This window comes from Nocardia sp. NPDC050630 (assembly GCF_044457245.1).
Taxonomy (GTDB): domain Bacteria; phylum Actinomycetota; class Actinomycetes; order Mycobacteriales; family Mycobacteriaceae; genus Nocardia.
Window position 1 is genome coordinate 34,000 of the sequence record NZ_JBITGN010000021.1, and the last position, 20,502, is coordinate 54,501.

The 20,502-nt window shown below is 64.9% G+C and carries 20 protein-coding genes; 8 read left to right on the plus strand and 12 right to left on the minus strand.

Annotated elements, in window-relative coordinates; genetic code table 11:
* Window positions 1-19: 19 nt before the first annotated feature.
* The 3 genes from ACIBG0_RS34650 to ACIBG0_RS34660 all read right to left on the minus strand — a co-directional run bounded on the left by ACIBG0_RS34650 (window position 20) and on the right by ACIBG0_RS34660 (window position 2,488).
* Window positions 20-496: an FxsA family protein gene (locus ACIBG0_RS34650; protein ID WP_397038505.1), complete on the minus strand. Its 477-nt coding sequence runs from the start codon at window positions 494-496 to the stop codon at window positions 20-22.
* Between the two features lie 83 nt (window positions 497-579).
* Window positions 580-1,239, minus strand: a complete 660-nt coding sequence (locus ACIBG0_RS34655) for a response regulator (RefSeq protein ID WP_397038507.1) — start codon at window positions 1,237-1,239, stop codon at window positions 580-582.
* Between the two features lie 70 nt (window positions 1,240-1,309).
* On the minus strand, window positions 1,310-2,488 hold the full coding sequence (locus ACIBG0_RS34660) for a sensor histidine kinase (RefSeq protein WP_397038509.1): 1,179 nt from the start codon (window positions 2,486-2,488) through the stop codon (window positions 1,310-1,312).
* Window positions 2,489-2,543: 55 nt separating this feature from the next.
* Here ACIBG0_RS34660 and ACIBG0_RS34665 point away from each other — a divergent pair, with 55 nt between their 5' ends.
* Window positions 2,544-3,311 (plus strand): TSUP family transporter, encoded by a 768-nt coding sequence (locus ACIBG0_RS34665; protein WP_397038511.1) that lies wholly within the window; start codon window positions 2,544-2,546, stop codon window positions 3,309-3,311.
* 5 nt (window positions 3,312-3,316) lie between these two features.
* Here ACIBG0_RS34665 and ACIBG0_RS34670 read toward each other — a convergent pair whose 3' ends face one another.
* Window positions 3,317-3,970 carry a TetR/AcrR family transcriptional regulator gene (locus ACIBG0_RS34670; RefSeq protein WP_397038513.1) on the minus strand — a complete coding sequence of 218 codons (654 nt, stop codon included), beginning with the start codon at window positions 3,968-3,970 and terminating at the stop codon, window positions 3,317-3,319.
* Window positions 3,971-4,046: 76 nt separating this feature from the next.
* Complete coding sequence (locus tag ACIBG0_RS34675; protein WP_397038515.1) at window positions 4,047-4,373, minus strand: ArsR/SmtB family transcription factor; 327 nt, start codon at window positions 4,371-4,373, stop codon at window positions 4,047-4,049.
* Window positions 4,374-4,456: 83 nt separating this feature from the next.
* Here ACIBG0_RS34675 and ACIBG0_RS34680 point away from each other — a divergent pair, with 83 nt between their 5' ends.
* The 3 genes from ACIBG0_RS34680 to ACIBG0_RS34690 all read left to right on the plus strand — a co-directional run bounded on the left by ACIBG0_RS34680 (window position 4,457) and on the right by ACIBG0_RS34690 (window position 8,265).
* Window positions 4,457-5,224 (plus strand): glucose 1-dehydrogenase, encoded by a 768-nt coding sequence (locus ACIBG0_RS34680; RefSeq protein WP_397038516.1) that lies wholly within the window; start codon window positions 4,457-4,459, stop codon window positions 5,222-5,224.
* A 111-nt stretch (window positions 5,225-5,335) separates the two neighbouring features.
* Entirely contained in the window at window positions 5,336-6,865 is a 1,530-nt protein-coding gene (locus ACIBG0_RS34685; RefSeq protein ID WP_397038517.1) for a TldD/PmbA family protein, read from the plus strand.
* Between the two features lie 8 nt (window positions 6,866-6,873).
* Complete coding sequence (locus tag ACIBG0_RS34690; protein WP_397038666.1) at window positions 6,874-8,265, plus strand: metallopeptidase TldD-related protein; 1,392 nt, start codon at window positions 6,874-6,876, stop codon at window positions 8,263-8,265.
* On the opposite strand, the gene ACIBG0_RS34695 is transcribed toward ACIBG0_RS34690, so the two are convergent.
* Both ACIBG0_RS34695 and ACIBG0_RS34700 read right to left on the minus strand, forming a co-directional pair.
* Window positions 8,266-8,649: a PPOX class F420-dependent oxidoreductase gene (locus ACIBG0_RS34695; RefSeq protein ID WP_397038519.1), complete on the minus strand. Its 384-nt coding sequence runs from the start codon at window positions 8,647-8,649 to the stop codon at window positions 8,266-8,268. It abuts the gene before it with no gap.
* A 45-nt stretch (window positions 8,650-8,694) separates the two neighbouring features.
* Window positions 8,695-9,243 (minus strand): PadR family transcriptional regulator, encoded by a 549-nt coding sequence (locus tag ACIBG0_RS34700; protein WP_397038520.1) that lies wholly within the window; start codon window positions 9,241-9,243, stop codon window positions 8,695-8,697.
* A gap of 108 nt (window positions 9,244-9,351) precedes the next feature.
* On the opposite strand from ACIBG0_RS34700, the gene ACIBG0_RS34705 reads away from it, so the two are divergent.
* Complete coding sequence (locus ACIBG0_RS34705; RefSeq protein WP_397038522.1) at window positions 9,352-10,074, plus strand: glyoxalase; 723 nt, start codon at window positions 9,352-9,354, stop codon at window positions 10,072-10,074.
* A gap of 5 nt (window positions 10,075-10,079) precedes the next feature.
* Here ACIBG0_RS34705 and map read toward each other — a convergent pair whose 3' ends face one another.
* The gene (map, locus tag ACIBG0_RS34710) at window positions 10,080-10,844 is read right to left on the minus strand and encodes a type I methionyl aminopeptidase (RefSeq protein WP_397038524.1); all 765 of its coding nucleotides are present in this window, start codon (window positions 10,842-10,844) and stop codon (window positions 10,080-10,082) included.
* A 193-nt stretch (window positions 10,845-11,037) separates the two neighbouring features.
* Here map and ACIBG0_RS34715 point away from each other — a divergent pair, with 193 nt between their 5' ends.
* Both ACIBG0_RS34715 and ACIBG0_RS34720 read left to right on the plus strand, forming a co-directional pair.
* Complete coding sequence (locus tag ACIBG0_RS34715) at window positions 11,038-12,666, plus strand: hypothetical protein (protein ID WP_397038525.1); 1,629 nt, start codon at window positions 11,038-11,040, stop codon at window positions 12,664-12,666.
* Window positions 12,667-12,703: 37 nt separating this feature from the next.
* A complete protein-coding gene (locus ACIBG0_RS34720) occupies window positions 12,704-12,967 on the plus strand; it encodes a helix-turn-helix domain-containing protein (RefSeq protein ID WP_397038527.1) in 264 nt (87 codons plus the stop codon).
* A 1-nt stretch (window position 12,968) separates the two neighbouring features.
* Here the strand turns inward: ACIBG0_RS34720 and ACIBG0_RS34725 are convergent, their stop codons facing one another.
* Complete coding sequence (locus tag ACIBG0_RS34725) at window positions 12,969-13,346, minus strand: PPOX class F420-dependent oxidoreductase (protein ID WP_397038529.1); 378 nt, start codon at window positions 13,344-13,346, stop codon at window positions 12,969-12,971.
* Between the two features lie 110 nt (window positions 13,347-13,456).
* A complete protein-coding gene (locus tag ACIBG0_RS34730; protein WP_397038530.1) occupies window positions 13,457-14,623 on the minus strand; it encodes an epoxide hydrolase family protein in 1,167 nt (388 codons plus the stop codon).
* A gap of 379 nt (window positions 14,624-15,002) precedes the next feature.
* Between ACIBG0_RS34730 and ACIBG0_RS34735 the strand changes: the two genes are divergently transcribed.
* Window positions 15,003-15,977 (plus strand): helix-turn-helix transcriptional regulator, encoded by a 975-nt coding sequence (locus tag ACIBG0_RS34735; RefSeq protein ID WP_397038532.1) that lies wholly within the window; start codon window positions 15,003-15,005, stop codon window positions 15,975-15,977.
* A gap of 113 nt (window positions 15,978-16,090) precedes the next feature.
* On the opposite strand, the gene ACIBG0_RS34740 is transcribed toward ACIBG0_RS34735, so the two are convergent.
* Both ACIBG0_RS34740 and cobN read right to left on the minus strand, forming a co-directional pair.
* Window positions 16,091-16,621 carry a hypothetical protein gene (locus ACIBG0_RS34740; protein ID WP_397038534.1) on the minus strand — a complete coding sequence of 177 codons (531 nt, stop codon included), beginning with the start codon at window positions 16,619-16,621 and terminating at the stop codon, window positions 16,091-16,093.
* Window positions 16,622-16,793: 172 nt separating this feature from the next.
* Window positions 16,794-20,402: a cobaltochelatase subunit CobN gene (gene cobN / locus ACIBG0_RS34745; protein ID WP_397038535.1), complete on the minus strand. Its 3,609-nt coding sequence runs from the start codon at window positions 20,400-20,402 to the stop codon at window positions 16,794-16,796.
* Between the last annotated feature and the right edge of the window lie 100 nt (window positions 20,403-20,502).

Sequence of the window (20,502 nt, forward strand, 5' to 3'; positions counted from 1 at the left end):
AGCGACCCGCAACCAGTCGCTACGGAAGAGCCGGGCGGCTCGACGGGCGGGGGTCGTCGTACCACTCGGTGACGACTGTGCCGTCGACCACATCGTCACCGTCGATGATCACGCCGCGATGCGGCATCGCGGCGGCCAGACGGCTGAAGCGGCGCGCGGCGAACGCGGCGACCAGCGGACGAACCAGGAAGCGAGTCGGCGGCAGCAGCAGAAGCAGCCCGAAGAGTGAGGTGATCAGGCCCGGGATGAACATCAGAAACCCGCCAGCGGCGACGAGCGCGCCATCCGCGACCGCGGTGCTCGGATTGATCTCACCGCGCCCGGCGCGTCGGAACTGCTCGAAGACGCGACGGCCTTGGGAGCCGATGAGCAGCATGCCCGCGGCCGAACCGGCGATGAGCAGCAGGATGGTCGGCATCACACCGATCAGATGACCGACGCCGACCAGCGCGGCGATCTCGACGATGACGTAGAGCACGAACAGTACGGCGGGCATGGCGATCCTTTCGGACGATCTACCCGGTTCAACGTCGCACAGTCCGATTTTTCTCCCGATCGAGCTGATAGCTGGCTGAGAGCTCAGCCGCCCGGTCGCACCAAACCGGTCTCGTAGGCCAGCACGACGGCTTGAACCCGGTCGCGCAGACCGAGTTTCGTCAGTACCCGCCCGACGTGCGTCTTGACTGTGGCCTCCGACAGGTACAACTGCTCGGCGATCTCGGCGTTGGACCGCCCCGCCGCGATCTGCTCGAGCACCTCGCGTTCCCGCGCGGTCAGTACCTCGAGTACCGCCGGATCCCGCATGCCACCGGGATCGTCGGCGATGAGCCGGTCCAGCAGTCGCTTGGTCACCTTCGGCGACACCACCGCGTCACCGCCGGCGACACTTCGGATCGCCGAGACCAGATCCTCGGGCGGCGTGTCTTTCAACAGGAATCCGCTCGCGCCCGCTCGCAGCGCACCCAATGCGTGTTCGTCGAGATCGAAGGTCGTCATGACCAGCACCTTGCAGCCGTCACCGGCCTCCACGATGCGCTGCGTCGCCGATACCCCGTCGACGACCGGCATCCGCACATCCATCAGCACCACATTCGGCCGCAACTCCTTGGCCCGGGATATCGCGGCGGCCCCGTTCTCGGCCTCCCCGATCACCTCGATGTCCGGGTGCGCACCGAGCACCATCTTCAACCCCATGCGCATGAGTTCTTGATCATCGACAACGAGAACGGTAATCGGCACGTCCCTAATCTATCGGCACCGTCCACCGTGTTTTGCGCACCGTGCGCGCGACGCCGAAAGAGGCCTGCCGCTAACCGTTTTCGTTGCCACGCACCAGCGGGATCGTCGCGTATACCCGCCACGTGCCAGCGGATGTGCGACCCGCTTCCAGCGTGCCACCGAGTACGGCGACCCGTTCACGCATGCCGACCAATCCCATGCCACCGCCGACGATCGGGCTCGCGGACTGCTCCTGCACCGGAACCCCGCCGGTATCGCTGACTTCGATGACGACATCGGTTTCGCGGCGCTGCACCCGCACCCAAGCCTTCGGATGCGAGCCCGCGTGGCGCAGCGTATTGGTCAGCGATTCCGTCACGATGCGGTGCATGCCCAGACTCACCTCGGGGGCGATATCGTCCAACTGCCCGGTCATTTCGAGTTCTACCGCGAGTCCGGTATCGCGCATCATCTCGACCACCTTCGCCAGACCCGCGGTTCCGTGCTGCGGCAGCTGATCCGGTGCATGTTCGATGCGCAGCAGCGCGACGGTTCGGCGCAATTCCCGCAAGGCCTCGCGACCGGTGCTCGCGATCGTGGTCAACGCTCGTTCGGCTGAGTCCGGATCGAGGCGCAGCGCGTACTTCGCCCCGTCGGCCTGCACGATGATCACACTCACCGCATGGGCGACGACATCGTGCAGTTCGCGGGCGATGCGGGTGCGTTCGGCGGCGACGGCATCGTGCGCGCGGCGTTCCCGGTCGTAGTCGGCGACCGCGAGTCGCGCCGCTACCTCTTGGTCGTAAGCGTGCCGGGCACCGATGAACTCGGCCAGTGTCCAGCACAGCGCGTAGAACATCGCCGTGAAGATCAGATCCGAACCGGCTGGCTTGTGTAACAGGAAAAATGAGCTGGTGCAGTCGGCGACCAGACCGAGCGCGTACCAAAGTCCTTCCTTGCGACCGACATACGCGACCAAGGTGTACAGCATGATGCCGAGCCCCAACAGCGCGATGTGGTCGGCATCGTCTTCGGACGCGTAGCTCACCATCGTCGAGCCGATCGAGAGTCCGAGCATCGCGGCCGCCATCGCCCGCGGGTACAGCCGCCGAAACGCCACCGGCACCGGCAACAGCACGCCGATTCCCAGGTAGGTCAGCTTGCTATCGGAATTGCTGACCCCGAGAATCTCGAGCAGCAGCAGTACGGCGGCCAGCATCGAGTCCGAGATGAGGGGCTTGCCGCGAAGCCACAGACTGAACCGGCGCACGACCATCAGCCTAGGTGCGGGCGGGTCGAATCCAACCATCTGGTTGGCTGGCCGGGTGGATTTTGCAGACTGGGCGACCTTACTAACGGCCGCGACCGCCGCGGGCTGGGTTGATGCGGTGGTCGGCGGCGGCGGATTGATCATTCTCCCGACACTTTTCCTGGTCGCACCGGGCATCGCACCACAGACCGCGCTCGGCACCAATAAGCTCGCCGCGGTCGCGGGCACCAGCGCATCGGTCATGACATTCGCGCGCAGAGTTCCGCTGCGGTGGCGCACGCTGCTGCCAGCGGCGGCGATCGCCGCGGTCACCGCGGCGACCGGCGCGGCGGCGGTATCCCTGATCGATCGCGACCTGTTCATCCCGATCGTGATGGTGGTGCTGGTCGGTGTCGCCGTGTTCGTCACGCTGCGCCCGTCGATCGGCATCACCCTGGCCACGCACCCACCGACCCGGCGCAAGTTCGTCCTCGTGATCGCCCTGGCAGCCGGTTTGATCGGGTTCTACGACGGACTGCTCGGCCCCGGCACCGGGACCTTCCTGATCATCACCTTCGCCACCTTGCTCGGCACCGAATTCGTGCGCGCGGCCGCGATGGCCAAGGTGATCAACTGCGGATCGAATATCGGTGCGCTGATTTTCTTCGGCTTCACCGGCCACATCATGTTCGCGCTCGGCGCGGCCATGGCGGTCGGCAATGTGGCGGGTGCGATCATCGGCTCGCATATGGCATTACGCAAGGGCGCTGAATTCGTGCGCGTAGTACTGCTGGTGGTCGTCATCGGTATGGTGATCCGCTTGGGCTGGCAGCAATTCGGCTGAGCCAATCAATGCATAGATCCGACGTGCATCTTGGCATTCGAGGCGAGCCAGGGCTGCAGCACCCGTGAGGTCGTTTCGTGGATCTGTCGGTGCAGCCGCTCGCCGTCCAATCCGGCCACCGGACTCTGGAACAGCACCGTCAGCGCACCGGAGACCGCGCCGACCACCGCCCCGACCAAGGCGGCGGCCCCGACCTCGTCCAATTCGGTGGGAAATGCCATATACAGCTGCCGCGCGATCTCGCGCTGCGCGACCAACTGCGCGTGCGCGGCCCGCCCGCTCACGGCGGGCACCGTACGCGAAATCTGTGCGCGCAGTGCGGCAACGCGCGCACTCAGATCATCGACGAGATGTTCACCCGGATTGTCACCAGCCGCCCGTAACGCGCGCAGCAGCACCTCCACCGGCCGCTCGCCGGGCCGACGACTCGCGATGGCCGCCACCGCAGCACGCACCCGTTCGTCCTGTTCCGGGAAGAGCAATTCTTCCTTGCTGGCAAAGTAGTTGAAGAACGTCCGGGTGCCGACTTCGGCGGCAGCGGCGATATCGGCCACCGTGGTTTCCTCATAACCTCTGTTCTCGAAAAGTTCGATGGCTGCCTCGAGGAGGGCACGGCGGGTACGTTCTCGTTTGCGATCGCGGAGGGCGGATGGCGGCACGCGGGCACAGTACGGCATAACCCGACTTGGGTACGGTAACCACGACTTTCGCGCGCGCCATGCTGCCAAACCGTGATCAAATTCGAGTTGCGTGCGACTGATCCCGGCGGGCCGCGTCGATTACCGAATCCAGTAAACCCGGGAATCGGGCGTCGAGATCGTCACGCCGCAACGACTGCAAGGTTTCCCGGCCGGACGGTCGCTGCCAGATGATGCCCGCATCGCGCAGCACCCGATAGTGGTGTGTCAGATTCGATTTCGGCACACCGTCCACGATCGAACCGCAGGTGTGTTCCGCCCCGTCCGCGAGCACGCGAACGATCTGCAGCCGCAACGGATTTCCCAGCGCGGCGAACACATTCGCCAACTCGATCCGATCCCGCTCGGGATGTGCCGTCATCATGCGGACCAGACTACTCGATTGTTGACATACAGTCGAACTGTTCATATGTTCTTGAACTATCCAACTGTATGAGAGGTCGTGCCATGCCGAGCAATTCCCGATTCGACGACAAGATCGTGCTGATCACCGGCGGAACCAGCGGTATGGGGTTGGCCACCGCGCGCAGGTTGCTCGACGAGGGTGGGCGGGTTGTGATCACCGGGCGGGACAAGTCCCGTCTGGATGCCGCGAGCGAAGAGCTGAACGGTGGCGATCGCGTCCTCGGAATATCCGGCGACGCAGCAGATCTCGCCGATCTGGCGGCATTGACGACCGCGATCCGGGACCGTTACGGACGCTTGGACGTGATTTTCGCCAACGCGGGCATCGGCGCATTCCAGGCGGTCGCCGATGTCACCGAGGCCGAGTTCTACCGGGTCGTCGATATCAATTTCAAGGCCGCGTTCTTCACCATCCAGCAGACCCTGCCCCTGTTGGCCGATGGCGGCGCCATCGTGATCAACGCATCGTTCGCACTGCATCGGGGCGGGCCCGGCGCTGCGCTCTATTCGGCGACCAAGGCGGCAGTGCACAACCTGGCCAGGACGCTGGCCGCCGAACTGGCACCCAGGCGAATCCGGGTCAACTCGGTGAGCCCGGGTTACACCGGGACTCCCGCGTTCTATGCGGAAGCGTCGCCGCAGGTGCAGGCCGCGGCCATCGCCACAGTGGCCGCCGGGCGCATCGGAACCTCGGAAGATGTCGCCGCCGCAGTTGCCTTTCTCGCCTCCGACCAGGCGTCATACATCAACGGCCAGGACCTGCTCATCGATGGCGGTCTCGTCGCCGCTACCCCTGCGGCCATGGTCTAGAACCGCGCTGCTGGGCATTACGTGCGGCATTGCGGTCGATCCATGTCCGCGAGGTCTGCGTCAGCACATCGGAAGCGGCGCTCGTCAGCCCGACCGGCTAGGTTGGGTCGGGTGAGCATCGCGACTTCCAAAGATGTGGACGCCGAGTTCCTTGCGTTACCACTGCACGCGCTCGCCGACGCAGCCCTGTCCGCGGCGCGCGCGGCGGGCGCACAGCACGCCGATCTGCGGGTGCATCGGCTGGTCACCCAATCGATCCGGCTGCGCGACGGGCGGGTCGAAGCGATCAGTAATGCCACCGACCTCGGCTTCGCGGTGCGCGTGATCGTCGACGGCACGTGGGGTTTCGCCTCGCATGCCGCACTCACCCCCGAGACCGCGGCCGAGGTGGCGCGGCGGGCGGTCACGGTGGCGACGACCCTGCGCGCGCTCAATCGCGAGCGCGTCGAACTCGCCGACGAGCCGCGATACGACAATGTGCACTGGGTTTCGACCTACGACGTGGACCCGTTCACAGTGCCGACCGCCGATAAGGTCGCTGTGCTGCAGGACTATTCGGGCCGTTTGTCCGCCGCCGACGGCGTCGATCATGTCACCGCCTCGGTACTGCAGGTCAAGGAGCAGACCTTCTACGCCGATACCGCGGGGTCCGCGATCACCCAGCAGCGCGTGCGCCTGCATCCGCAGCTCGAGGCGATCACCGTGGACGCGGCAGCCAGTGTTTTCGAGACCATGCGCACCCTCGCCGCTCCCGCGGGACGCGGTTGGGAATACGTCACCGGTGCGGACGGAATCTGGGATTGGAGTGCCGAACTCGCGCAGATCCCCGGCTGGCTGGCCGAGAAGGTGAAGGCGCCCAGCGTCGAGGCGGGCCCCACGGATCTGGTGATCGACCCGACCAACCTGTGGCTGACCATCCACGAATCCATCGGCCACGCCACCGAATACGACCGCACCATCGGCTACGAATCCGCCTACGCTGGTACTTCTTTCGCCACCCCGGACAAGCTCGGCACGCTGCGGTACGGAACGCCGATCATGCACGTCACCGGTGACCGCACCGAGGTGCACGGACTGGCCTCGGTGGGCTACGACGACGAGGGCGTCGCCGGACAGCGCTGGGATCTGGTGCGCGACGGCATTCTGGTCGGCTATCAACTCGACCGCGTCTTCGCCCCGCGCTTGGGCCTGGAACGCTCCAACGGCTGCTCCTACGCGGATTCGCCGCACCATGTGCCGATCCAGCGCATGGCCAATGTGTCGCTGCAACCGGACCCCGAAAACGACACCAGCACCGCCGAACTGATCTCGCGGGTCGAGAACGGCATCTACATCGTCGGCGACAAGTCGTGGTCGATCGATATGCAGCGCTACAACTTCCAGTTCACCGGCCAGCGGTTCTTCCGCATTCGCGACGGAAAGCTCGACGGTCAGCTGCGCGATGTCGCCTATCAGGCCACTACCACCGACTTCTGGGGTGCGATGGAGGCGGTCGGTGGTCCATCTACTTGGCGCCTCGGCGGCGCGTTCAACTGCGGTAAGGCCCAACCCGGCCAGGTCGCCGCGGTCAGTCACGGCTGCCCGTCGATCCTGGTGCGTGGCATCAACATTCTCAACACCCGGACGGAGGCAGGTCAGTGATCGAGGTGATGTTGCCCGCAGGTGCGCTCGTCGAGCAAGCGCTGGCGCTTTCGCATGCGGATGAGGCGATGGTCATCGCCACCGATGCGCACGAGGCGTCGCTGCGCTGGGCGGGCAACTCGATGACCACCAATGGGTCCTCGATTTCGCGGGAGTGGGCGGTCATTTCGATTTTCCGCGACGGCCCGAACTCCGCACGCGTCGGGAGCGTCCGCTCCACCAGTGTCGACCCGACCGAGATCGAGGCCGTTGTGCGCGCCAGCGAGATGGCGGCCCGCACCGCCGAGCCCGCCAAGGATGCGATGCCGCTGCTGACGCCGGATTCGGATGGTCTGCCGGACGCCGGGAGCGATTGGGCGGCCGCACCCGGCAGCACCGGAATCGAGGTCTTCACCGACCTCGCACGCGACTTGGCGGGCGGGTTCGACGGCGCTGATCGGCTCTACGGTTTCGCCTACCACCAGATGCACACGACGTGGCTGGGTACCTCCACCGGTATTCGCCGGCGCTTCGTGCAGCCGACCGGTTCGGTGGAGATCAATGGAAAGCGTGGCGATGGTGCGGATCTCGCGAGTGCGTGGGTCGGTGTCGGCACCGCGGACTTCACCGATGTCGACGTGCCCGGGCTGCTCACCGAATTGTCGCGGCGGTTGGATTGGTCCGAGCGCCGGGTCGAGCTCCCGGCGGGTCGCTACGAAACCCTGCTGCCGCCCTCCGCGGTCGCGGACCTGATGATCTATCTGGCGTGGTCCATGGAGGGCCGCGGCGCCCACGAGGGACACAGCGCCTTCGCCAAGGCGGGCGGCACCCGCATCGGTGAGCGGCTCAGCGATATTCCCTTGACGCTCTACTCCGATCCGAGTGCGAGCGGCCTGGAATATCGTCCATTCGTGGCGACTTCGTCGTCCTCGGAATCGCTGTCGGTCTTCGACAACGGTCTTGCGGCCCGCCGCGTGGACTGGCTGCGCGACGGCGTCATCGAATCGCTGGTCTACCCGCGTGCCACCGCCGCCGAATTCGGTGCTCCCCCCACTGTTCCCGGTGAGAACCTGCTACTGACCGGCGGCTCCGGCGCGAGCATCGATGAGATGATCGCCGATACCGAGCGCGGCCTGCTGCTCACCACGCTCTGGTACATCCGCGAGGTCGATCCCGCGACCTTGCTGCTCACCGGCCTCACCCGTGACGGCGTCTATCTGGTCGAAAACGGCGAAGTCACTGCCGCGGTCAATAACTTCCGCTTCAACGAAAGCCCCATCGATCTGCTACGTCGCACCACCGAGGCGGGCGCTACCGAAACGACTCTGCCCCGGGAATGGAAGGATTGGTTCACCCGAACCGCCATGCCGCCCTTGCGCATCCCGGACTTCCACATGTCCTCGGTGAGCCAGGCGACCTGATTACCCGGCGGGTGTGATCTCGAGGCCGATGGTGCCGGACTTGCCGCGGCGAATACTGCTCGCGGTCACCAGAATCGGGCCGAGGAGCCAGTACTTCTTCTTGATCAGCTTGCGCACCCGTTCGGTTTCGGCTGCATCGAGCACCCGGCCGGTACCTTCGATGACTTCACCGCTCGGCTTACCCGACGGGCTGCACGGTTGGAGGGTGACGGCGGGATTATTGCGCAGCCGCTTGACCTTCCAGCTGTTGGTTTCGGTCCACACATACAGCTTTCCGTCGTCCTCGGCGGCCCAGACGGCGGTGCCGACCGGTGTGCCGTCCTTGCGGAAGGTGGTCAGCAGCACGTAGTCGGCTTTGCCGACCGCACCCAGCGTGTTGGTCATGTGGGGCAGCCTATCCGCCATCTGAGCGGCGGGCGCGCGCTGCCACTAGTCCGACATCCGGTATTCACCCGCCTCCAAGCGCTCGAGCACGCCGCCGGTCCAGTTCGACAGGTTGTCGAACACACCGCTCCACAGCTCGAGTAGATCGGTGGCATGCGGCGGTTCGTACCGGCCGGGAAATGTCGGAATCATGGCGAGCAGATCGTCGCGAACCACTGCGGCATTGCGGCGTTGTTCGCGCAACTTCTCGATGACGTGCGCGCGTGGCAGCGCATCCATGAACGCGATACCCGCACCGAGTTCTTCCATATCGACGCTGACCAGCGCCTCGTCCATGAGCTTGCGAAACTCGGCCTCCCCCGCCTCGGTCAGTTCGAACAGCGTCCGCCCCGGTCCCTGGGTACTCCCCTGGGTTCCGAAGGCACTCAATTTGCCTTCCTGCGTCAGCTGTTTCAGCGCGTGATAGATCGATCCCGGCTTCACATTGGTCCAGGTTTCGGCACGCCAGGACAGTAGTTCGCGACGCACCGCGTAGCCATAGGTGGGCTGACGCAACCGCATCACGCCCAGGACGAGCAGGCGCACCGCCGACATCCGGATATCCCTTCGCTAAAAACGCCATACTACTCAAATTTGACTTCTGGAATTGGACCGACCTAGCCTCGGGTAGTCAAAATTGATTACCGTAACGAGGCAGGGGCGATGACAAGCGATACAGCGGTTCCGGTGTTGTGGAGCGGTAACCTGAAGGACACCCTCGACTTCTATCGAACCCTGGGCTACACAGTGACCCACGAGCAGACCAGGCCATACGCCTACGGCGCGATCGAGGCCGATGGTTGCGCGGTCCACTTCGCCGCCGCACCGCCGAGCATCGAACTCCCCATCGAACAGGTCGGCTGCCTGATCATGCTCGACGATGTTGCCGAGCGACACGGCGCATTCACCGCCGCGCTGCGCAAGCGCTACGGGAAAGTCCCCGCGAAGGGCTGCCCACGCATCACCAGATTCCGCCCCGGCCAAAGCAGATTCAGCGTGGTCGACCCGGTGGGCAATACCATCATCTACATCCAGCGCGACGAGCCCGAAGACGTCGAGTACGGCGGTTCCCGCGAACTCGACGGCCTGGCACGGGTTTTGGACAATGCCCGCATCCTGCGCGATTTCAAGAACGACGATGCGACCGCGGTTCGGGTGCTCGAGGTCGGTCTGCGGCGCTACGGCACGCAAGCATCGGCCGTCGACAAGGCGAGGACGCTTGCCGCGCTGACCGAATTGGCCATCGCCACCGACGATTTCGAGCGGGCCGAGAAGTTGCGCGCCGAACTCAGGGCCATGTCGCTGTCGGAAGCCGAACGTGCGAGCGTTGCGGGCGAGCTGCGCGCCGCTACCGATCTCGCGGATTGGCTCTCCGAAACGGATTGAGTCTGTTAAGCGGCGGTCAGCACTTGCGGCCCGTCCGCGGTGATCGCGACCGTATGTTCGGAGTGCGCGGTCCGCGAACTATCCGCCGAGCGGATCGTCCAACCATCCGGATCGGTATAGATCTGGTCGGTCGTTCGCGCGAACCACGGTTCGATCGCAATCGTCAAACCTGGTCGCAGCGCATACCCGCGACCCGCACGTCCCGCATTCGGCACATGCGGATCCTCATGCATCGTTCGGCCCAACCCGTGGCCGCCGAATTCGGTATTCACCGGATAGCCGTTTGCCCGCGCGACCTGCGCGATAGCGGCGGAGATATCGCCGATCCGGTTGCCGGGGAAGGCAACCGCGATCGCGGCCGCCAGCGCGTCCTCGGTCGCTTTGACCAGCCGCAGGTCCTCCGCATCGGCGGTGCCGACAATCACGCTGGTCGCCGAATCGGCAACCCACCCGTCGATCCCCAGCGCCAGGTCCATGCTCAGCACATCACCGTCGCGCAGCGCATAGTCGAACGGAAGACCGTGCAGTACCGCATCGTTCACCGAGAGGCATACCGTATTGCGGAACGGACCGCGACCGAACGATGGCGCATAGTCCCAGTAGCACGACACCGCGCCCCGGTCCCGAATCCGCTGCCGCACATGCTCTTCCAGCTCCAGCAGATTCACCCCGACGCGAGCCAGCGCACGCAGTTCCGCCAGGATCTCGGCGACGAAGCGCCCCGCCACCCGCATGCGTTCGATCTCGGCAGGCGACTTCAACTCCACCATCTCAACCTCCAACTCGGTATTTTTATACCGAGCATAGCGATGACCGGTATAAAAATACCAATCATCCACTGTGACCAGGCGATGTGTTATGTTCGCGAACGCGAAAAAGCACTGGTTTGTTTCGTTGTTCGCCGCCCCGAGCGGTATGCGTTCTGCCCGATCGACCCCGATAGCGAACGTAGAGGAGCAAGCGATGAGCCCGCGCCGCAAGGCACTTGTCGTCGCCGTCGCGTTGGCCGTGGCCGTGGCCACCCCCGCCTGCGGTTCCGATTCGGCGAAGAACGAGAACCAGTCGGGCATCGCCGCAGGCCCCGCGCGCAATCCCTACCTCGCCGCCGCGACCTACGGGCTCACCCACATAGATCCGGGTCAGTCCGACACCTTCCCGTACCAAACACCGCAGGGCGAATTCCATATCGACCCGAAGCAGCAGCAGCGCATCACCTCGGGACCGGTCAACATCATGACGCTCGCCGCCACCGATCCGGAGCACATGTGGGTCTCCTCCACCCAGGGCGTGGTCTACGTCCAGGTCGGCAATGGCATGTTCCACGAGATCGCCCGCGCGGACGCACCCGGCGTGAAACCCTTGGCATCGCAAGCGTTGGACCATGTGCTCGAGCAGAACTTCACCGACGCAGGTCAGGTCGACACCGCGGTGCACAACGACTGGGGCATCGATTGGACACGCATCGTCAATGGCGTCTACAGCCTCGTCGACCAGGACAATCGGGTCTACTACGTCACCCAGAACGCGCAGATCGTCGTCTTCGGCCTGGTTAATGCGAACAATCCCGAAGCGGGCGTAAGGATTCTGCGCACCCTCGACTTCAAACCGTGGCTCGGCACGGGTCCAGGCCTCGGCGGTCAACCGGAATCCATCGTCGGCCTGAATATGACCTATGACGGCAAATTGGCCGTACTCAGCACCCGCGGGCTATCGATCATCGACCGCAGCCTGCAGGGCGAACCGCAGCAGGTCCACTTCGGCGCGGACGAGGTGGTCTCCAACGCGATGGCCGTGGACGATAAGGGCGGGATCTACGCCGCTTCCGACAAGATCATGCGCAAGGTCGTCTGGACTGGATCCAAACTCTCGACCGAGGCCACCGACGGGGCGTGGGCATCGCCCTATGATTTCGGGCGGCAGCCGCCCGCGGTGAAATTCGGCATCGGCACCGGCTCGACACCCACCCTCATGGGCTACGGCAAGGACGACCGGCTCGTGGTGATCACAGACGGCGCCGACCGGATGAAACTGGTCGCGTTCTGGCGCGACGCCATTCCCGAGGGTTTCCAACCGAAGCCGGGCAGCAAATCCAATCGGATCGCCGACCAGATCCAGGTGACGGCCGGTCTGAATCCGCAGCCCGAATTCATCCAGAGCGAGCAGTCGGTCGTGGTGGACGGCTACGGCGCATTCGTGGTCAACAATGCCCGGCCGCAAGGCGCACCGGACCGGCTCATCGATGTGCTCGCGGGCGGTCCGGTATTCGGCCCGCCGTCGGGTATCGAGCGGTTCCAATGGGATCCGGCAAACCACAGCTGGTCATCGGTGTGGTCGCGTGCCGATGTGGTCTCCACGAGTATGGTCCCCACCGAGAGCAGTAAATCCGGCGTGGTTTTCGTCAACGGCTACACCAAGACCGACGGCTGGGAAGTGACCGGCCTGGACTGGCAAACCGGAAAGACGGTGCATCGCACTATTTTCGGTCAGAGCAATCTCGGTAACGGCGCCTACGCGCTGGTCCAGTTCTTTCCGAATGGGGATCTGCTGTTCAACAGCGTCGGCGGACCGTTCCGAGTGAAGTACAACGGTTGAGCTTGCGGTATTTAAATACCATCCATAGTCTGGACGCATGGTCCGACTTCCGCTGACTCCCGCTCAGATCGAGGCCGGGCGCCGCCTCGGAGCCCGGCTGCGGGCCGCACGCGCCGATCGCGATCCGGCCCTTATCGCCCATGCCGCCGGAATTTCACCGGAGACGCTGCGCAAGATCGAGACCGGACGGCTGCCGACGCCCGCATTCGGCACAATCGTGTCGCTTGCGGCCGCCCTGGAGATTCCGCTGCAGGAACTCGCCGATACTTGGCGCACGGCCGGGCTGGCGGAATCCGCCTGACCTACGCGGGTGTAATCGCGATCCCGACGGAACCGTCCGCGCCCTTGAACAGCTTGTGCAGGCGAATCAATACGGTGCCGATGATCCCGTACTTGCGTGAGACGAGATCGCGTACCCGCTGCGTGCCTGCCGCATCCAGCACCTCGGCCTTGCCCACAACCTTCTCCTCGCTCTTCGGACGGCCGCGGCCGTCGCATATCTGCAGCGTCACCGCCGGATTGCGGCGGATCCGCTTGACCTTCCAGGTCTTCGAATTGGTCCACACCACGATCCGCTCACCGTCCGGAGCCACCCATACGGGAGTACCGACCGGCGTGCCGTCCTTCTTGTATGTGGTCAGCAGGTCGAAACGGCTCGCGCTCACTTCGTTCCAAGTCATACCTGAAACGGTAGGCCCGTCCGGTCACCGCTACATCCGTATACGGACATACTTGTTCGTACGCCTGCCGACGTAATGGGGCGAGCCGGCGCCCGCCCCGTTACACCTGCTCAGCCGCGATAGGTACGGAAAAACGTACGGATATCGTCCACGAGGAGGCGCGGCTGCTCCAAGGCCGCGAAATGACCGCCCTCGGCGTATTCGTTGAAGTGCTCGATATGCCCGTCCGGATTCATCACCCGACGCATGAGCGGATCGGTATTGAACACCGCCCACCCCTGCGGCACGCCCGACGGCGACACCCAGTCCATACCGGAATGCGCTGTTTCCCAAAGGAATTGCGCGGCGGAGGCACCGCTGCGAGTGAACCAGTAGATGCTGATATTGGTCAGCAGCAGGTCACGATCCACCGCCTCGCCGGTTGCGCGGGCCGGGTCGGTCCAGGCCTGGAATTTCTCCGCGATCCACGCCAGCTGCGCGATCGGAGAATCACTCAGCGCGGCGGCGATGGCATTGGGCTGAGTGGTCTGCAGGACCAGATACCCCTTCTGCTGATTCCACCTGGCCTGCGCGGCCTGGATGGCGGCCACATCGTCCTCGGTCAAACCCGCGGGCATCGGCAGCTGCTCACCAACCAGACCGAGCGATCCGCGGTCACTGTTCACGTGCGTCGCAATGAGACGCTCCGGATGAGTGGCGGCCAGACGCCCGGTCACCCCCGCACCGATATCACCGCCCTGAGCGACGAACTTCTCGTAACCGAGCCGAGCCATGAGTTCGGCGAACGCCTCGGTGGTGCGCGCCAACTCCCATCCGGTCGAGGCGAGCGGTGTGGAGAAGCCGAAACCCGGCAGCGACGGAATCACGACATGGAACGCATCCGCCGGATCCGCACCATGCGCCCGCGGATCCGTCAGCGGCCCGATCAGCTCGAGGAACTCGACAACCGAGCTCGGGTACCCATGCGTGATCAGCAGCGGCACCGCATCCGGCTCCGGCGAGCGCACGTGGAAGAAATGAATCGTCTGCCCATCTATCTCGGTCGTGAACTGGTCATACGCATTGAGCCTCGCCTCCTGCGCCCGCCAATCGAACCCTTCCCGCCAATACTCGGCCAACTCCCGCAGGTAATCGGGCGCAATGCCCCGCCCCCAATCGGATTCGGTACCTGGCACCGGATGAGGCAACCGTGCACTCGCCAGCCGCGCGCGCAACTCATCGAGCTCGGCCTGCGGAATGTCGATTCGGAAGGGGCGAATAGGCTCTGTTTTCGTCATGAGCACTACTCTGGACCCCATTGCGGAAGAGTTTGTTCCGCATTCCCCTAGGGATCACATGCAATGCGCTCAGAGATCCGGCCGAGCAGCGGGGGTTGCATGCGGGATGGAGTGCCATTCGACCGCCGCTGGACTTCGGGACTCGGATCGCAGCGATAACTGAGCGAGCTCCTGCACCTGCGCCAGGACCGTCACCGAGTTCGACCGACAACGCGTGTCGCGGTGGCTCGCCCTGGTCGCCATTGACGGGATGATCGCGAGGGGTGGTCTCGGGCGGAAGAAAAGTACGACATACCCCAAGAGCGGCTACTCGTAGGACAGAAACTCAGCGTCGTGCTCACGGAAGACTTCCTTCCGCGATTGCTGCGATGATCGAGCGATGTTGGAGACTTCGGCGCGGTTGTTGCGGTTGTTGTCGTTGCTACAGATGCATCGGGATTGGACCGGGCCTGCGTTGGCCGAGCGGCTCGGGGTTTCGACGCGGACTATTCGTACCGATATCGAGCGGTTGCGCAGGCTGGGGTATCCGGTGGATGCGACGCCGGGGGTGGCGGGTGGGTATCGGCTGGGGGCCGGGTCTTCGCTGCCGCCATTGCTTTTGGATGATGAGGAAGCCGTGGCGGTGGCAGTGGGGTTGGCGACCGCGGCGAACGGGGCGGTGACCGGGATCGAAGAGACCTCGGTGCGGGCGCTGGCGAAGCTGGAGCAGGTGCTGCCGTCGCGGTTACGGCATCGGGTTCGGGCGCTGACCGCCGCCACCGTGCATGTGCCGCATCCGGGACAGTCGAATGTGGACGCGGGAGTGCTCACCACCGTCGCCGGGGCGATCCGGGCGAGCGAGCGGCTGCGGTTCGATTACGAAACCCATTCGGACGCAATCGAACAACGACCGCCCTCGCGGCGTGAGGTGGAGCCGCATCGGCTCGCGCATTGGAATGGCCGCTGGTATCTGGTGGCGTGGGATGTCGGGCGCGCGGACTGGCGCACCTTCCGTGTCGACCGGATGACGCCACGGACACCGAACGGTGCACGCTTCACCCCGCGCAGCGTCCCCGAAACCGAAGTGGCTGAACGGATACAGCGCGGCGTCGGTGCGGCGACGTGGCGCTACCGCGCCAAGGTGCGGGTGGCGGCTCCGGCTACCGCTGTGCGTACCCGGCTACCGGCTGCCGTGACAGTCGAACCCGATGGTCCGAATCACTGTGTGATCCAGGTCGGTTCGGACACGCCACATACGCTGACGTTGTATCTCGGACTACTCGATGTCGATTTCGAAGTCCTGGACGCACCCGAACTCGCCTCGCACCTGCGCACAACTGCCGAGCGGTTTCGCAAAGCGGCGGGCGGAAATTGACATGCGATGTGTCCTGAATTTCGGTGAGCGGCAACCCCGGTCGGACAAATTCTCCGGATTGCCCGGCCGGGAGTACCCGCTCGAGGCTTAATCAAACAGCTCGATTTACCTCATTATTGATTGGCACCTGCGATACCGCCGATGATTCCGCCGATGACACATCCGGGCAGGAATCCGACGATAAAGAAGAGCAATCCGATCAGCGCGCCGACGGCGCATCCGATCAACACACCCGCGACCGTGGTGCCCGCATCACCGATGAACTGCAGCGGGGCCGATTGCGGCGCCGGAGCGTTGACCGGCGTCAGCGTCAATGTCGTTGCCGCGGCATCGACTTCGGGAGTGACCTGCACCTGCTGACCCGCCACCGTCTGCAGTGTGGTCGGCACGGTGGCGACCACGGACCCGTCGGGCGCGAGTACCGCGATGCCCGCATCGGGCGTCAGGACGAACTTGCCCGAGGCCAGTGTGATGGTCGCATCGGAGCGGTCCGTCGCCACCGCTGCGGTGTATTGGATGCCGTGGTCCACGCCGTTGAGGACTGTTTCCGACGATACTTCGGGTGAGCCGTAGGCGGTGGCCGCGGTGATGCCTGTCGCGGCAACGGTCAAAACCGTTGTCGCTACCAACTTTTTGATCTTCATTGTGTTTTCCAATCATCCAGCCGATTCGATCGATGTTTCCGAGAAACGGACATCGGACATCAATCATCATGCGCTCTCGACACACTCGGCGTCGCGGAAATCATGAAATCGAAATATGTTGCAAGATCAAATAATTGGAAATACCCAAGGAACTGGGGTATTGCTTTTTCAGCTATTCCAGTTCACCCTCGGTCTCCAGGTAGATCTGCCGCAATCGGTCCAGTGTTGCTTGCTCCGGATGCTCCCACAACTCCCGTTGCGCCGCCTCCAGCAGTCGCTCGGCAATGCCGTGCAGCGCCCACGGGTTGGACTGTTCCATGAACTTGCGGTTCACGTCATCGAAAACGTAACTCTCCGCAAGCTTCTCGTACATCCAGTCGGCCACCACATTGGTGGTGGCGTCGTAGCCGAACAGATAGTCGACGGTGGCCGCCATTTCGAAGGCGCCCTTGTAGCCGTGGCGGCGCATCGCCTCTAGCCAGCGCGGATTCACCACTCGGGCACGGAAGACGCGCGAGGTCTCCTCCGAGAGCGTGCGGGTGCGTACGGCATCGGGACGAGTGCTGTCACCGATGTAGGCCTGCGGATTCTTACCGGTCAGCGCGCGCACGGTGGCGACCATGCCGCCGTGGTACTGGAAGTAATCGTCGGAGTCGGCGATATCGTGTTCGCGGGTGTCGGTGTTCTTGGCGGCCACCGTGATCCGTCGATATGCGGTGCGCATATCGGCGGCGGCGGGTACGCCGTCGAGGTCGCGGCCGTAGGCGAAGCCGCCCCACGCCGTGTATACCTGCGCGAGGTCGTCGTCGGTTCGCCAGCTCTTGGAGTCGATCAGTTGCAGGAGGCCCGCGCCGTAGGTGCCAGGTTTGGAGCCGAAGATGCGGGTGGTGGCGCGACGCTCGTCGCCGTGTTCGGCGAGGTCGTTCCGGGCATGGGCACGAACGTAATTCGACTCGGCGGGCTCATCGAGGTCGGCGACCAGGCGGACCGCGTCGTCGAGAAGTGCGAGCACATGCGGGAACGCATCGCGGAAGAAACCGCTGATGCGGACCGTGACGTCGATGCGCGGGCGGCCGAGTTCGGCCAGCGATATCACCTCGAGAGTGCTGACGCGGCGGCTCGCCTCATCCCAGACCGGGCGGACACCCAGCAGCGCAAGAACTTCGGCGATGTCATCGCCGGAGGTGCGCATAGCGGAGGTGCCCCACACCGACAGCCCGACCGAGCGCGGATATTCCCCGTGATCGGACTTGTACCGATCGAGCAGGGAATCCGCCATGGCCTGCCCGGTCTCCCAGGCCAGTCGTGACGGGACCGCCTTCGGATCGACCGAGTAGAAATTCCGACCGGTCGGCAGCACATTGATCAGGCCGCGCAAGGGCGATCCACTCGGCCCGGCAGGAATGAAACCGCCATTGAGCGCGTGCAGGATTCGGTCGATCTCGATACCGGTCTGGCGCAGTCGGGGCACGACTTCGGTCGCAGCGAAGCGCAACACGGTTCGCACCGCGAGGAACGTCGGGTCGGTCGCAGGTGCGGTCAATGAGTCGACAATTCCGTCGACGGCGTCCGCGGACCAGTCGGCGGCTTGCAGTGCGGCGAGCAGCTCACGTGCCTGGGTTTCCACCGCATCGACCCGTTCGCGCACCTCGGTACCGGATTCGTTCAGCCCCAAGGCTTCCCGCAGACCCGGCACATTCCGCTCACCACCCCACAATTGCCGCGCGCGCAGCATGGCCAGGACCAGGTCGAGTTCGGTCTCCCCCGCTGGCGCCTGCCCGAGGATGTGCAGACCGTCGCGGATCTGCACATCCTTGATCTCGCACAGCCAGCCATCGACGTGCAGCAGCATATCGTCGAAGACATCCTCGTCCGGCCGTTCGGCCAGGCCCAGGTCGTGGTCCATTTCGGCCGCACGCATGAGGGTCCAGATCTGCTGGCGGATGGCGGGCAGTTTGGCCGGGTCGAGGGTGGAGATATTGGCGTGTTCGTCGAGCAACTGCTCCAAACGCGAGATATCGCCATAGCTTTCGGCACGGGCCATGGGCGGGATGAGATGGTCGACAAGGGTGGCGTGCGCGCGGCGCTTGGCCTGGGTGCCCTCGCCCGGATCGTTGACCAGGAACGGGTAGATCAGCGGCAGCTCACCGAGTGCGGCGTCGGTGCCGCAGGAGGCGGACATGCCGAGGGTTTTGCCGGGTAACCATTCCAGGTTGCCGTGCTTGCCGAGGTGCACCATGGCGTCGGCGGCGAATCCCTCGGGCGCGGAGATCCATCGGTAGGCGGCGAGGTAGTGGTGACTGGGCGGCAGATCCGGGTCGTGGTAGATGGCGACCGGGTTCTCGCCGAAGCCGCGCGGCGGCTGTACCATCAGCACGATATTGCCGAAACGCAATGCGGCGATGACGATTTCGCCCTTCGGGTCGGCGGAGCGGTCCACATAGAGTTCACCGGGCGGTGGTCCCCACGCCTCGATGACCGCTTCGCGCAGATCCTCGGGGAGGGTGTCGAACCAGCTGCCGTACTGGTCGGCACTGATGCGGATGGGATTGCCTTCGAGCTGTTCGGCGGTGAGCCAGTCCGGATCCTGACCGCCCGCGGCGATCAGGGCGTGGATCAGCGCGTCTCCGTCGCGTTCGGCGAGGCCAGGGACCCCGTTCTCGTCGCCGAGATCGTAGCCGGCCGCGGACATCTCGGTGAGGAGCCGGATCGCGCTGGCGGGAGTGTCCAGGCCGACGGCGTTGCCGATGCGCGCATGCTTGGTCGGATAGGCCGACATCATGATGGCGATGCGGCGCCGTTCGGCCGGGATGTGGCGCAGCCGTGCGTGCCGGACCGCGATGCCGGCGACCCGGGCCGCGCGCTCGGGATCAGGCACGTAGGTGGACAGGCCGTCGGCGTCGAATTCCTTGAAGGAGAACGGAACCGTGATAATGCGGCCGTCGAACTCCGGGACGGCGACCTGGGTGGCGACGTCGAGCGGGGAGAGCCCGTCGTCGTTGGCCTCCCATTGGGCGCGGCCGCTGGTGAGGCACAGGCCCTGCAGGATCGGCACATCCAGTTCGGCGAGGGCCGCGACATCCCAAGCCTCGTCATCACCGCCGGCCGATGCGTTGGCAGGCTTCGTGCCGCCCGCGGCGAGCACGGTTACCACGAGTGCGTCTGCGGTGCGCAATGTGTCGAGGAGTTCCGGCTCGGCTGTGCGCAGGGACGCGCAGTACAGCGGCAAGGCTTTCGCACCCGCGTTTTCGATTGCCGCGCAGAGGGCTTCGATGTAGGTGGTGTTCCCGGCGAGATGCTGTGCGCGGTAATAGATTACAGCCACAGTCGGGGAGTGCTCGGCCGTTGCGCTCGGTGTGCGCTCCAACTCGCCCCAACTCGGCAGTTGTACGGGCGGTTCGAAACCGTGGCCGGTGAGCAGCACCGTATCCGAGAGGAAGTTGTGCAGCTGACGGAGGTTTTCCGCACCACCGGCGGCGAGGTAGTTGTGCGCGTCGGCGGCCACACCGCCGGGCACCGTCGAGCATTCCATCAGCTCGGCGTCGGGTGCGATCTCACCGCCGAGCGCCACCATCGGCACCCCGCTGGCGCGCACGGCCGCGAGCCCGTCCTCCCAGGCGCGCTTGCCACCCAGGATCCGCACGAGCACCAGATCGACGCCGTCGAGCAGCGCGGGCAGGTCCTCGAGCAACAGTCGAGCCGGATTTCCCCACCGATATTCCGCACCGCTCGCACGCGCGCTCAACAGATCGGTGTCGGACGTCGACAGCAGCAAAATCACAGGTGGCAGCCTTCCTCGGGTGACGCGCCCATCGGTTACGGTGCTCGCCGGAGAGGGTCTGGCTTTCGACAGTGGCGCGACCGCACCGGAGTTCCACCGG

What these genes read in the sequence shown, in the direction of transcription:
- ACIBG0_RS34705 (WP_397038522.1), top strand. Translation starts at nt 9,352, where the DNA reads ATGACAAGCGATACAGCGGTTCCGGTGTTGTGGAGCGGTAACCTGAAG.
- ACIBG0_RS34700 (WP_397038520.1), bottom strand. Translation starts at nt 9,243, where the DNA reads ATGTCGGCGGTGCGCCTGCTCGTCCTGGGCGTGATGCGGTTGCGTCAG.
- ACIBG0_RS34650 (WP_397038505.1), bottom strand. Translation starts at nt 496, where the DNA reads ATGCCCGCCGTACTGTTCGTGCTCTACGTCATCGTCGAGATCGCCGCG.
- ACIBG0_RS34695 (WP_397038519.1), bottom strand. Translation starts at nt 8,649, where the DNA reads ATGACCAACACGCTGGGTGCGGTCGGCAAAGCCGACTACGTGCTGCTG.
- ACIBG0_RS34720 (WP_397038527.1), top strand. Translation starts at nt 12,704, where the DNA reads ATGGTCCGACTTCCGCTGACTCCCGCTCAGATCGAGGCCGGGCGCCGC.
- ACIBG0_RS34735 (WP_397038532.1), top strand. Translation starts at nt 15,003, where the DNA reads ATGTTGGAGACTTCGGCGCGGTTGTTGCGGTTGTTGTCGTTGCTACAG.
- ACIBG0_RS34680 (WP_397038516.1), top strand. Translation starts at nt 4,457, where the DNA reads ATGCCGAGCAATTCCCGATTCGACGACAAGATCGTGCTGATCACCGGC.
- ACIBG0_RS34675 (WP_397038515.1), bottom strand. Translation starts at nt 4,373, where the DNA reads ATGATGACGGCACATCCCGAGCGGGATCGGATCGAGTTGGCGAATGTG.
- ACIBG0_RS34690 (WP_397038666.1), top strand. Translation starts at nt 6,874, where the DNA reads ATGTTGCCCGCAGGTGCGCTCGTCGAGCAAGCGCTGGCGCTTTCGCAT.
- map (WP_397038524.1), bottom strand. Translation starts at nt 10,844, where the DNA reads ATGGTGGAGTTGAAGTCGCCTGCCGAGATCGAACGCATGCGGGTGGCG.
- ACIBG0_RS34730 (WP_397038530.1), bottom strand. Translation starts at nt 14,623, where the DNA reads ATGACGAAAACAGAGCCTATTCGCCCCTTCCGAATCGACATTCCGCAG.
- ACIBG0_RS34725 (WP_397038529.1), bottom strand. Translation starts at nt 13,346, where the DNA reads ATGACTTGGAACGAAGTGAGCGCGAGCCGTTTCGACCTGCTGACCACA.
- ACIBG0_RS34740 (WP_397038534.1), bottom strand. Translation starts at nt 16,621, where the DNA reads ATGAAGATCAAAAAGTTGGTAGCGACAACGGTTTTGACCGTTGCCGCG.
- ACIBG0_RS34715 (WP_397038525.1), top strand. Translation starts at nt 11,038, where the DNA reads ATGAGCCCGCGCCGCAAGGCACTTGTCGTCGCCGTCGCGTTGGCCGTG.